This is a genomic window from Thalassotalea ponticola, from assembly GCF_041379045.1.
GTDB lineage: Bacteria > Pseudomonadota > Gammaproteobacteria > Enterobacterales > Alteromonadaceae > Thalassotalea_A > Thalassotalea_A ponticola.
Map to the genome: position 1 here is coordinate 997,030 of NZ_CP166871.1, position 12,812 is coordinate 1,009,841.

The window sequence follows — 12,812 nt, forward strand, 5'->3', positions numbered from 1 at the left end:
TAGTCGTATGGGCTATTTTTGGGCGTTATTTGATCCCATTGCGCAAATGGCGTTCTTGGGGGCGATTTTTACGCTCATCGGTAGAGAGAGTATAACCGGTGTACCCATCGCTATTTTCTTAGTCGTAGCCATTATGCCGTATAAGTTGTTTTCTAAATTATTACCACAGCTCTCCGCGGCAGTGTCAGCTAATAAAGCCTTATTTGGTTACCGACAAGTGGCGCCAATTGACCCGGTGATAACCCGTTTGCTCATTGAAATTGTTACCTTCGTCGTGGTTTACTTTTTGGTACTGGTGATTATGGGATGGCTTGGAATCGACTCCGTACCAGATGACTTTTTAAAACTTGTGCTGGTAATTTTTGCTCTGATTTCAATGAGTCTTGGTTTGGGCTTGCTGTTGTGTAGTGCCGCGTTGTATTGGCAAGATACGCCGAAGCTACTGAATATAGCGCTAATGCCCATGTTCTTTATTTCAGGCATCTTTTTTTGGGCAACTATGATCCCGTCGCAATACTGGTTTTTATTTGATTGGAATCCGGTGTTTCATATTACAGAATTAAGCCGCGATGCCTTTTTTGAAAGCTATAACACTCCTATCGGTGACTTAGGTTATGTTGCCACTGTGGCGTTGGGTTGTTTAGCTGCTGGACTGATCACATTTCATATTAATCGTGTTAGGTTTATCACCCTATGATTCGCTTTGAAAATGTTAGCAAGTTTTATAAAACCAAGCAGGGCCGTCATTACATCTTAAAAGATGTAAATATTGAATTACCCACCGATAGAAATATTGCCATTTTAGGCCCAAATGGCGTTGGTAAGTCAACGCTTATTCGCATGATGGGCGGAGCCGATTTACCGAATAAAGGACAGATCACCTCGCCCAAACGAATTTCCTGGCCACTTGGCTTACAAGGTGGTTTACAAGGGTCGATGAGTGGCCGAGAAAATGTGCGCTTTGTGGCGCGAATTCACGGCTACAAAAATACTAAAGAAATTGAAGACAAAGTTGGTGAGTTTGCTGAAATAGGTAAATTCTTCGATGAACCGGTAAAAAGTTATTCCAGTGGTATGCGCTCTAGAGTAACGTTTGGCCTGACCATGGGCTTTGATTTTAATTTTGATGTTTTATTGATTGATGAGCTTTCAGCGGTTGGCGATGCAAACTTTAAGAAAAAAAGTGAAGCATTAATGCGCGAAAAATATGCTCAAACAAAATTGATTATGGTTAACCACTCGATGGGGGAATTACGCAAATTTTGTGATGCTGGGGTCGTGATTATGGACCAACAGTTACATTATTTTGATTCTCTTGACAATGCGATAAAAGAATACGAAACACGTTATGTCTCAAACAGCTAAAAAATTAACACCATTACAACGAAAGGTCCGCAAGTTTAAGCGCGATCCTAAATTATTTGTCGCTGACTCGAAAGCGTTTGTTCAAACTAGACACACTATATACCTGACGTGGGCAAAGCTTGGCACGTTCGCGTTAGTGGTCTTAGCGTCATTGCTGGTGATTGTTTATTACACCGTTATTGCAAGCCCTAGGTTTGTGAGCGAATCACAGTTTGTGGTAAAAGAAGCCGGCTCCAACGAGGTCGCATTAGGTGGATTGGCTGCCTTAGGTGGTTCTTCACCCTCTATGCGTGATGCTCTTATTTTGCAAACTTTTATTGAGTCGCGTGAAATGGCAATGAAACTAGATGCCGCTGTGCAATTAAAAGCACATTATGAAAACACCGACTGGGATTTCTTTTCAAGACTAGAAGCAAATAGCTCAAAAGAGGAATACATCGAATATTATCAACGACATATTAAAGTATTCCACGACGAAATGTCGGATGTGTTATTGGTTGAAATACAGACGTTTGATGAAAACTACTCACTTGAGGTTGCTAACGAATTACTGCGTATCAGCGAAGAGTTTATCAACCAGTTAAGCGATAAAATGGTGTTGCAGCAACTTGATTATGCACAAAACGAAGTGAAGCGAGCCTATCAAGAGTTAAGTGACCAACAAAGTAAGCTAGTGCAATTTCAAGACGACTTCAAACTCTATAGCCCAGAGATAAAAGGCGGTGCGTTAGTTGAGGCCATTAATCAGTTGGAAATGGCACTTATCAACGAAGAAGCTGAGTTAAAGTCTCTACTTGTGGTAATGCGTGAAGACTCGGTAGATGTTCTAACGAAAAAGATTCGCATTGATTCGCTCAAAGCTCAAATCGCCCAAGAACAAGCTAAATTAACGCAAAAAGATCAGGTCTCGTTAAATAAAGTAAATCGCGAATTTAAAGAAATTCAGTTAAAGAGTGAATTGGCTGCCGATTTATATACCTCAGCATTGGTTAACTTAGAAACGGTAAGAGCTGATGCATATGGTAAGGTCAAACACCTACTTGTCATTGAATATCCAGCATTAGCTGAAGATCAAAAATATCCACGCCGCTTGTACAGTATTTTTACTTGGTTTGTTGCCTTGTTACTTATTTATGCAGTTGGGCGAATGGTTTACACAATAATAAAGGAACATCAAGAATGATAAAGTCGTTACTGCTTTCAGCAGGCTTAGTATTGTTCTCTGCTGCAGCGCACAGCAGCATCTCGATAGCACAAAGCGCCTCTGATGAAAATCCACAAACCATCGATCAAACAAACCTGAAGAACCTATATGGTGATTGGGTATTTAAAGGTGGCTTTAAAGATACTACGTTTTCAGCAATAAACCCGGCGTACAAAATTGCTCAAGGCGACTCGTTGTTGGTGCAACTTTGGGGTGGGGTTAACTTTCAAGAAACGATTATCGTTGACCCTCGTGGCAATATTTTTATTCCTAAAGTTGGCCCAATTAACGTATTAGGGGTGAGTAACAGTGACTTAAACGATGTTATTAATAAAAGTATTCAACGGGTATACAAAGCCAATGTTGAAGCATACGTTAGCTTAGTGTCGAGTCAAAAAGTAAAAATTTTCCTGTCTGGTTTGGTTCAAAAGCCAGGTCTTTACGAAGGTCAAAGTGCCGATAGTATTTTTCGCTTTATCGATTTAGCCGGTGGGGTGCGTCGTGATATTGGTAGCATGCGTCATATTCAAGTAAAGCGTAATAACCAGATTAAATACAACATTGATCTTTATGCGTTTTTACAACGCGGTGAACTGCCGGTTATGCAGTTACAAGATGGCGATGTGATCTTTGTGGGCCCTAAACGAGGCGAAGTGGAGATTGAAGGGGAAGTTGGTTTTCAAGGAAAGTATGAAATTAAAGAGTCAACCGCTAACCTCGACAATATTATGTCAGCGGTTATAGCCAATGACAAAGCCACGCACATTACCATAATAGAGCCGCAACACAACAAGCTGGTAAGCGCTGCGGTAAAAGAAATAACCGCACAACAATACCCAATAAACAGCACTCAGCTTGCCGATATTGAGGTGGAAGCAGGTGCCTTGATAAAGGTGTCATCGCAGCTAAAGCCAACCAGCATTAGTGTTGACGTGTTAGGCGAGCACGACAGTGAATTTGAAATGGTTTTACCTTGGGGTGCTAGCTTAGAAGATTTGTTAAATCGCGTTGAGTTTAACAAGCTGTCAAACGACAAAGCAATTCAGTTGTTTCGAAAGTCAGTCGCCAAGCGCCAAAAAGAAATGCTTAACGCGTCTTTATCGTCTCTTGAGCAAACCGTACTCACCACACGCTCAGATTCAACCGAAGCTGCACAGCTTCGCGAGGCAGAGGCAAACACCATTTTACAATGGATTGAAAAGGCCAGACAGGTGCAGCCTAAAGGACAGGTACTGTTGTCTGAGGGCTATGAACCAGCAAAGATTATTTTGCAACAGGGTGACCAAGTTGTTATCCCAAGTAAACGCAATTTAGTGATGGTACATGGTGAAGTATTATTCCCAACCGCAATCGCTTTTAAAGAGAAAATGAGCGTTAAAGAGCTCATTGGAAAAGCTGGTGGCGCCACCGCAGATTGGGACGAAATGAATATTTTGCTGCAAAAGCCAAACGGTGACTTCGTTAAAATCGATAACGGTAACCTGAAAGAAAAGAATTTAGTTAAAGCAGGAGATGAAATTTTTGTACTGGCCAAACCTGACATGAAGGAATGGCAGCTTACCAAAGACATCTTCCAAGTCATATATCAAATAGCAGTATCAGCTGCTGTTGTAGTCGGTTTATAAGAAATAAAGGATCTCGCTATGAAAAAAATAATAGTAACAGGCATGGAACAGCCTGAATTTAGGGAAATTGCACTGTCATTGAATACTTTATTCAATGCAGATGACAATTTGCAGATTAATAAGCAATTGTTCACTGGTAGTATTTTAGAAAGAGACAAAGAAGATAAACGCTATATTCTTCTTTACACATCCGTGGAATGCTATTTGGCTAGCAAGTTTAAAAATCAAGAAGTGAGTCAAACCAAACTAGCCGACGCTATTGATTATTGGATGGAGTGCCATTCGCAGATGTTGCACTTTTATAATCGAAATTCGGATAGAGCTATTTTAGTAAATATAGAGGCTATTGGCTGTTCAGAGGATGTTATAAGTGCTATTGACGCAGCGTGCAATACTTTCGCTGTTAAGAAGGATTTCTCTCACTCTTCACCTGAATTAAACGTCCCTTCTTATAACGAAGGTGAATTGTCTCTGATAAAAACGATTACCAACCTATATTCTGATGAGCCGGCCTCACTCTATGCTGATATGGAAGCTGTGGCAAATATCAATCGAGAGTTTAACCGAGATAATATGAGTTTACTTTCAGCGTGGAATTTTATTAACGAAAGTGTTTCCAAGTCGCATCAGTTCATCGAATTAGAGTCGCAAATCGAAGACTTAGAGAATTCAAATAGCGAACTGAAAAACCTCGTTCGTACGCATGAATTGGATAACGAGACTCTATATTCAAATCTTCACGCTTTGCAAATTGAAATTGAAGAATTGAACATAAAACTTCACTCTGCAGCCGCAAATTATCATGGTGCGCTTTTACAAAAAGATGATGAAATTAAGTCCATTAAAGATGAAAAGCTTAGAGTCGATAAACAGGTAACGATTAAATCTGATGCTTTGGAAGAGACGCGCAAAGAACTACGACATGTTAAATGGCTCAATACAAAGTTAGAGCAGGAAAACTTGGAGACTATAAAACAGCTTTTATCGGTACAAGAGTCTTATGAAAAGCTGACCTTAAAAGTTGAAAATGACGCTGTAAATTATCAAACCGCACTGTTACAAAAAGATGGCGACATCAAATCTATCACAAATGAAAAGTTTAGAGCCGATAAACAAGTAACAATAAAATCTGAAGCGCTAGAAGAAACACGCAAAGAATTGCGACATTTTAAGTGGCTTAGTAATAAATTACAGCAAGAAAACGAAGAGAGCTTAAAGCAACTTCTATTAGTGCAAGAAAAATACGAAGAGTTATTTGAGAAGAAAACAGCAAAGCAAACTTCTGTTACACAGCAAGTGACGCCGATAAAAGCTGTAAACACGACCGTTAAAATTACTCCGTTAACAAATAAGCAACGCAAACTTCGCAAACTAAGAACGCGCCCTGTCATGTTTATTACGGATGCAGTCAAAAATAAAATCCAACCTAGAAAAATTGCCAGTTAAGAGCTTGACGTGAAAGTACATTCAAAATTAGTAGATAAGCTATCTATATTAAAAGAAATTTATCCCATTAACGGAGCGATACAAATAGGTGTCAACGAGTCTATCGTAAACCGCTGTATTGATTTAAACATCGAAAAAGTATTTTTTGTTGAAGCCGATGGTAAAGTCGTCGATAAGTTAAAGCCTAAAATACAACATCGAGACTGGCTAATTAGAGAAAAAGTGGTTGCCAAAGACAACCAAGAACGCTCTTTTTACTACGCCAATAACCCTAAGCATAATGGTTTAGTTGAAATAGAATCACTGAAAAAGTATTGGCGTAATCTAAAAATTGCTCATGTTAATAGCGTAAAAACAGTTAATTTAGATGAACTTATGGCAAGTTTAAAGCAAAATGCAAACTGGTTGACTATCGATTGCTTGCCAGCGGTAGAAGTCTTAAAAGGCTACGTTGATCGACTTAGCGAGTTAGATGTCATAGTTATTAAAGCAATATTAGATAAGCCTGATGATTCGTTACTCAACAGTACTGTGTCTGAAGCTGATGATTTTTTAGCTACTTTCGGCTTTGAAAGTATCTCTATCGACGATGATTTAAACCCTAATATTGGCCATGTTATCTATATTCGAAAGCATCAAAGTAAAGAACCAAACTCTTTGGTATCTCAAGATGTATTCAATACTCTAGAGCAGAAGTATAAGCAACTAGTAGAGAATACTGCCAATCAAAATAAAACAATTGAAGCACAGCAGTTTGATCTTCAAAACTCGCTTGAAGCGCAAGAAAAACTCAATATATTACTTGAAGAAATGCAAACCGCATTAGAAGAAAAAATAGCTGAAGTTGAGCGGTTAGAGCAGGTGCGTCAAGAGAACCAAACTTGTTCAAAACAATTAGCATTATTGGCCACGAATAAACTATCTTTGGAAGAAAAAATAGCAACTGTTGAGTTCAACCTTGATGACTTAAAAGTTGAAAACTCACGTTTAAATAAGGTTGTTACGGACTTAAGTTTGGAAAATACAGAGTTAAAAAAGCAGCTTGAATCTAGCTATAAGGTTGCGGAACAACTTTCGTCTCAAAATCAAACTTTAAGTCAGCTGGCTGAAAATCAGCAGAAGATGTTCTCATCGTTAGAAAATAACATAGTTAATAAATTTCAAACCGGTCTCCTAAACTCGGTTAAACAAATCGAGTCTTATATCGGAGTTCAAAACTATCTTGAGACTGGTAATTTGGCAATGGATTACCATGGATGGCCAATTAGTAGTGATATCGCTTTATTTCTTCTAAATAAAATAGAACGAAATAACTACGATCTCATCATCGAGTTTGGTAGTGGGACATCAACGTTGCTATTCGCAAAAGCGTTAAAAAACAAACAACAGCACAAATTACAAAACAGCGCTCCGCGATTAGAGTCCGTGGAAGTGTTAAATGATAATACGCCAGGGAAATACTTAGATCTTCCTAAACAAATTGTGACATTTGAGCATAACAAAAAGTATTTCGAAAAGACTATGACATCACTCACCGATGCAGGAGTGAATGAACTGGTTGACTTGATCCATGCTCCTTTGGTTGATTGTCGGGTCAATGGACAGGATTTCTTATACTACTCGTGTGAATCAATGTTAAACCAGTTAAAGCATGTGTTTGCAGGAAGAGTTGCAAAAGTACTTGTGTTAATTGATGGACCACCTGCGAAGACAGGCCCTTTAGCGAGACTACCCGGTGTCCCCTTATTGTTAAATTACTTAGCAAACCATCAACTTGATATTGTACTTGATGATTTCAATCGTCAAGAAGAAAAGGATATTGTTCAAAGTTGGAAAAAAGTATTTGATGATCGATTTATCAGTTACGAAGAGGAAGAGGTCATGTGTGAAAAAGGTGCTTACTTCTGTCGAATTAACCCTTAATAGACCAAACCTTAAATATCTAAGTAACAATCCACTAATTAGAATTTCCGCAAATTATTATGATAGAAAGTATTTTTTCCCAAGCAAATAGCGCCTATTTAAATGGCGATTACTTTAGAGCTAAAAAGCTTTATGAACAAGCCGGCAATAAATATGGTGCAGATTTCGTAAAGTTAAATATTAAACGTTGTATTGAAGCACTATCTGAAACACAGGCCAATGCAACGAACTTAAAGAAAGTGAATGATGTATTTGATCATGTTTACATGGTTAATTTACAACATAAGATAGAAAATAGATTAAAAGTCGCTACTCATTTAAAAGCTAATGACATTGACTTTGAATTGTTCGAAGCGACTAATGGTTATGTAGGTGAGCCAGCCGAAATTTTTCAAAAATATCAAGCAAGAAGTCTAGGCCAGCTAACAAAGTTTCCTCAATTTAATGAGCTTGAAGTTAAGCGAGGTAAAGGTTTTATAGAATCTGCCGGTGCTATCGGTTATATATTCACATACTTACGTATCGTGCGTGACGCAAAGCAAAAAGGGTATAAACGAATTCTTATTGTAGAAGATGATGTCTTATTATCCGAAACCTTTGATCAAGACTTTACCCGCTTTATTGATAACGTTGCGGATGATTGGAAAATTTTGCAACTTGGTGCATCTCAGTATAACTGGGATAGTGTCGATGTTGCCAAGGCGACTCAACAAGGTTTTTATTTGCCTCGTAGACTCGATACGTGTGGTTCATTTGCAATAGCTCTCGATTCAAGTATTTTTGATGAGTTAATTGAAGTTCAAGAGGCATTTGAGGCACCGTTCGATCATATTTCACTTGGTGCAATTTATGAAAAGTATTTAGGAAAGTGCTTTGTTGCTTTTCCAAATATCATAATGCCAGATGTAGAGGATAGCAGCATTCGTGGAGGTCGCTGTCAATCATCACATGGAGCAAAAATGAAATGGCAAGTAGAACGGTTCGATTTTCCGCTAAGCAAACCAACCATAAATGTTGTTATTGATTCAAAAGAAGCTCTGAGATATTTACCTAGTTTCGATAAACCAGCAGAACAGCCATTTGAGTTAAGGGTGTTTATAAATACTGTCGACGGACCTAGGGTCATCCACAATTTAGAGTTAATGGAACTCGATTATAATCAACTACAACCAGTTTCAGGTCGCCTAACTTTACCTGAAGCCAATTACTCCGTGAAAGTCGCGCCTTTAAAATATCTTACAGAATCAGATATAGCTGATTTTATCGAGTTTTCTTTAGGCATGGTCGATAAAAACGGTTCTAACTTAGAGTTGCTAGACGTAGAGTATCCTAACATTGTCGAAGGGCGTATTTCGGTAATTATCCCAACATATAAACGTCCAACAAATCTTGCCAATGCGCTGCGTTCTGCAGCATCACAAGCATACTTTGATAAAGAAATTTTAGTTGTTAGTGATAATGGAGATGAAACTAAATATAACGATGAAACCAGTAAGATAGTTGAACAAGTTAAAGCAGAGTTTCCTCAAGTACTTATCAATTTATTGTTCCATAAGAAAAATAGAAATGGCGCTGCGGCAAGAAACACGGGACTTTTTGCTTCAACAGGCGAATTTGTATGCTACCTAGATGATGATGATATTTATCTTCCGGGGCGTTTAGATAAAAGCGTAGAGGCATTGCGTAACCAACCTAAAACTGTTGGCGGTGTATATGGTGGCTTTCTAGGTTGGAACTCGCCCGTAAATGACGAAAATCGCTATGCCACAGGTGATTTAACCAAAGAAATTTTAACTTTGGATTACATGAAACATTATTTGCATACTAATACGGCGACATACAGACGAAGTGCAGTTTTAGCTATAAATGGTTTTGATGAATCATATCGCCGCCATCAGGACTTGGAGTTTAACTTACGCTATTTCGAATTGTTCCAGATAGGAGCTGTAAATCACTCTATGGTGCGCATGAACCCAGAACCATCGGATGTAAGCAATAAAGTTTTCAATACCGGCATGCTAGAATTAAAAGCTAAGTTTTTGGGGCAGTTTAGTTCCACCATTGAGTCATTCGGCAAGGAAACTGCTGAACTTATATACAGAACTCATTGGAAGGAAGTATCTCGTTACACAAATCGCCTCGACGAAATGAAAGATTTCTTAACCTCACAATATAACAATGGCCAACTACAGATCGCGTTGGAGCTTGTTGAAAATAAATAAAAGCTTTTATTAATATCCATGTGCTCAAGCACCTAAAAACCACTTATGGTAACGTAGGTGTATACATTTTCTTACTTATCATTTGTAAAAAACGCTTCAGGATGATGAGTACTTGATAACTAGTTACACCTTAAAATAATGCTTTTATAAAGGCTAAAAAATGTTGTATTACCAATCTAATAAAACGGACTTTTTGTTATCAAACTTTGAAAGTCACGTTAATTTACCCAATGAAATGAGTCGAAAATATAATGAAACTCGACTTTTTGGGTATTGTTTAAATTCTGAAGATTACTTTCGTAACGAAGCTATTGATGAAGATTGTTTTTCAGCTTTGAAAAAACAAAATATTGATTTATCTGGGGTCTTCTTAGCTTTGAATTTAAATGAACATAGTGCAGAGTTGGTCATAGACCCTTTGTGTCAATTTAATATCTTTTATTATTCAGATGGAACGAAATTTGCTGTATCTAGTTGTTTGGAAGCATTAAGTAAATATGTTGCTTTGAAGGACATTAATGTAACTTACTTGTACGATCAAATAGCCTATCAAAGCCCCATGCGTGGCGAGACCATTTTAAAAGATGTTTTTTATATTCAATTCGACGACATATCTTATAACCAAAGCTCGAGAAAAGAATTTACGTTTGTAGATTCGCACCCGCTTATAAGTATCAATCGACCAGACTATGATAAGTATGACCACTTTAGCTTTTCTGACTTAAAAAAACTTTACGCTCAGCGCTTAAATTCACGAGCTAATGTTGTTGCGAATACTTTTGATAAAGTTAGTCTTCAATTAACAGGCGGAGCCGATAGTAGACTAGCTGTTAGTAGCTTTTCCAAATTTGATAATATTGAATGCTATGTTTATGGAAATGGTGAGAGCCAAGATCGGTTGATCTTCGAGGAGATTATTAAGGCGCGTAACATATCACCAGCTACAAATGTCAGGTTTATTGGGCAGTCTCTTAGCACTCCATATCGCATAGTGAAGGGATTAAAAGATAGTAACTTTCTCAAGTTGAATAATCTCAACACTTACATGAATGGTCCAATCCCTGGCGACGCTAAATATTGTAAAATCACTGGGTATTATGGTGCTAACATAAGTGGCGGAGTCGCTCTTCCTCCTAGTGACACTTCGTCAAATGCAAGGTTAAAAAACATACCTGAACACTTGTTTACCTACCATGATTATGTGGAAGAATTTTCACAAAGAAACAATAAATTGCGTCCATCAGCGATTAATGATTTATTTTATATAAATAATCGTGGCAAAAGTCATTACGCGGCCCACTCCATTGCAGAAAATAAAAATGTAGCTTCAATAGACATTCTATATGACTTTCTTAATTTGTTACTTGTCAAAAAGTGTCCATATAGTGATTGGGAAATAGATAAAAATGCTATCTCTATCGATTTGATTTATGAAAATGATAAAGCCTTAGCCTTATTTCCATATGATAATAGAGCGGTTCCCAAATATAGACTGTTTGAAGATATTCCGCTTATAAATTGCTTTGATGGTTATAGATTTCAATCAAAAAAGGTAAAAGATTTTGACGTTGTAAGACCGCAAGTCGAATTCGAAAATTATGGCTTTTTGGTGAAAGGAAGCGAATTTTTATCTACACAAGAGATGTTAAACTTAAGCGAACTAAATGAAATTGCGAAAAGCTATGATGGATTGTCTTACCTTACCCAACAAGCTGATATACAAGCAAATATATATTTATACTTTTTACTAGCGCAAAAGTTCTTACAAAGTTAGCTAATCGTAATTACCCACAAATTACTCCAAGAGAAGTTGTAAATTTAATGAATATTACTATCGCCGGTACAGGTTATGTAGGCCTGTCTAGTGCTGTCTTGCTCGCACAGCACAATGACGTTATCGCATTAGATATCGTTGCTGAAAAAGTCGAGTTAATTAACAATCGTAAATCGCCAATCGTTGATGCTGAAATCGAGCAATTTTTATTGCGTGATGATTTGAGCTTGTTGGCGACAACCGACAAACAAATGGCGTATAAAAACGCTGATTACGTGTTGATTGCAACACCAACCGATTACGACCCAGAAACCAACTACTTCAACACTAAGTCTGTTGAAGCTGTGATCAACGATGTAATGGCAATAAACCCTGATGCGGTGATGATTATTAAGTCAACCGTACCGGTTGGTTTTACTGCCAAAATGAAAGACGAGTTGGGCTGTGAAAATCTAATTTTCTCACCAGAGTTCTTGCGTGAAGGTAAAGCATTACACGACAACTTATATCCATCTCGTATCATTGTTGGTGAAGAATCAGAGCGTGCATCGGTTTACACCGAGCTATTAATGCAAGGTGCGCTAAAAGAAGACATTCCAGTATTATTTACTAACTCAACTGAAGCCGAAGCCATTAAGTTATTTTCTAATACTTACTTGGCAATGCGCGTTGCTTACTTTAATGAGCTAGACAGCTACGCTGAATCACACGGTTTAGACACGCGCCAAATTATTGAAGGCGTGAGTTTAGACCCGCGTATTGGCAGCCATTACAATAACCCTTCGTTTGGTTATGGTGGTTACTGTTTGCCTAAAGATACCAAGCAGTTATTGGCTAACTACCAAGACGTGCCAAACAATATGATCCAAGCGATTGTTGATGCCAACGTTACCCGTAAAGATTTCATTGCTAACTCAATTATCAAACGCGACCCAAAGGTTGTTGGGATATACCGCCTAGTGATGAAGTCGGGCTCAGATAACTTCCGTGCGTCGTCAATTCAAGGTGTAATGAAGCGTATCAAGGCCAAGGGTATCGAAGTGGTAATCTATGAGCCGGTAATGGAAGAAGACGAGTTTTTCCACTCAAAAGTTATTAAAGACTTGAATGAGTTTAAACAAATGTCTGATGTCATCATCGCCAACCGTAAAACCGACAACCTCAGTGACGTGGTTGACAAGGTATACACTCGAGACTTATTCGGTAACGACTAATTTAAATTTGTTACGAGCGCATGGCCACTAGGTCATGCG

9 protein-coding genes are annotated in these 12,812 nt (G+C 38.1%); all 9 read left to right on the forward strand.

The window, feature by feature from the left end; genetic code table 11:
- Positions 1-7 precede the first annotated feature (7 nt).
- The 9 genes from ACAY30_RS04320 to ACAY30_RS04360 all read left to right on the forward strand — a co-directional run bounded on the left by ACAY30_RS04320 (position 8) and on the right by ACAY30_RS04360 (position 12,773).
- On the forward strand, positions 8-697 hold the full coding sequence (locus tag ACAY30_RS04320) for an ABC transporter permease (RefSeq protein ID WP_371190113.1): 690 nt from the start codon (positions 8-10) through the stop codon (positions 695-697).
- A complete protein-coding gene (locus ACAY30_RS04325; protein ID WP_290250667.1) occupies positions 694-1,365 on the forward strand; it encodes an ABC transporter ATP-binding protein in 672 nt (223 codons plus the stop codon). The genes ACAY30_RS04320 and ACAY30_RS04325 overlap by 4 nt, the downstream gene beginning before the upstream one ends.
- Complete coding sequence (locus ACAY30_RS04330; protein WP_290250666.1) at positions 1,349-2,548, forward strand: lipopolysaccharide biosynthesis protein; 1,200 nt, start codon at positions 1,349-1,351, stop codon at positions 2,546-2,548. The genes ACAY30_RS04325 and ACAY30_RS04330 overlap by 17 nt, the downstream gene beginning before the upstream one ends.
- The gene (locus ACAY30_RS04335; RefSeq protein WP_290250665.1) at positions 2,545-4,194 is read left to right on the forward strand and encodes a polysaccharide biosynthesis/export family protein; all 1,650 of its coding nucleotides are present in this window, start codon (positions 2,545-2,547) and stop codon (positions 4,192-4,194) included. Before ACAY30_RS04330 ends, ACAY30_RS04335 begins: the two co-directional genes overlap by 4 nt.
- Before the next feature lie 18 nt (positions 4,195-4,212).
- Positions 4,213-5,640 carry a hypothetical protein gene (locus ACAY30_RS04340; protein WP_290250664.1) on the forward strand — a complete coding sequence of 476 codons (1,428 nt, stop codon included), beginning with the start codon at positions 4,213-4,215 and terminating at the stop codon, positions 5,638-5,640.
- 9 nt (positions 5,641-5,649) lie between these two features.
- On the forward strand, positions 5,650-7,563 hold the full coding sequence (locus tag ACAY30_RS04345; RefSeq protein ID WP_290250663.1) for a hypothetical protein: 1,914 nt from the start codon (positions 5,650-5,652) through the stop codon (positions 7,561-7,563).
- Positions 7,564-7,622: 59 nt separating this feature from the next.
- On the forward strand, positions 7,623-9,785 hold the full coding sequence (locus tag ACAY30_RS04350; protein ID WP_290250662.1) for a glycosyltransferase: 2,163 nt from the start codon (positions 7,623-7,625) through the stop codon (positions 9,783-9,785).
- 160 nt (positions 9,786-9,945) lie between these two features.
- On the forward strand, positions 9,946-11,559 hold the full coding sequence (locus tag ACAY30_RS04355) for a hypothetical protein (protein ID WP_290250661.1): 1,614 nt from the start codon (positions 9,946-9,948) through the stop codon (positions 11,557-11,559).
- A gap of 47 nt (positions 11,560-11,606) precedes the next feature.
- Positions 11,607-12,773: a nucleotide sugar dehydrogenase gene (locus ACAY30_RS04360; RefSeq protein ID WP_290250660.1), complete on the forward strand. Its 1,167-nt coding sequence runs from the start codon at positions 11,607-11,609 to the stop codon at positions 12,771-12,773.
- The last annotated feature ends 39 nt before the right edge of the window (positions 12,774-12,812 follow it).

Coding starts and splice junctions, on each gene's coding strand:
- ACAY30_RS04355 (WP_290250661.1), top strand. CDS start 9,946: ATGTTGTATTACCAATCTAATAAAACGGACTTTTTGTTATCAAACTTT.
- ACAY30_RS04330 (WP_290250666.1), top strand. CDS start 1,349: ATGTCTCAAACAGCTAAAAAATTAACACCATTACAACGAAAGGTCCGC.
- ACAY30_RS04335 (WP_290250665.1), top strand. CDS start 2,545: ATGATAAAGTCGTTACTGCTTTCAGCAGGCTTAGTATTGTTCTCTGCT.
- ACAY30_RS04360 (WP_290250660.1), top strand. CDS start 11,607: ATGAATATTACTATCGCCGGTACAGGTTATGTAGGCCTGTCTAGTGCT.
- ACAY30_RS04325 (WP_290250667.1), top strand. CDS start 694: ATGATTCGCTTTGAAAATGTTAGCAAGTTTTATAAAACCAAGCAGGGC.
- ACAY30_RS04320 (WP_371190113.1), top strand. CDS start 8: ATGGGCTATTTTTGGGCGTTATTTGATCCCATTGCGCAAATGGCGTTC.
- ACAY30_RS04340 (WP_290250664.1), top strand. CDS start 4,213: ATGAAAAAAATAATAGTAACAGGCATGGAACAGCCTGAATTTAGGGAA.
- ACAY30_RS04350 (WP_290250662.1), top strand. CDS start 7,623: ATGATAGAAAGTATTTTTTCCCAAGCAAATAGCGCCTATTTAAATGGC.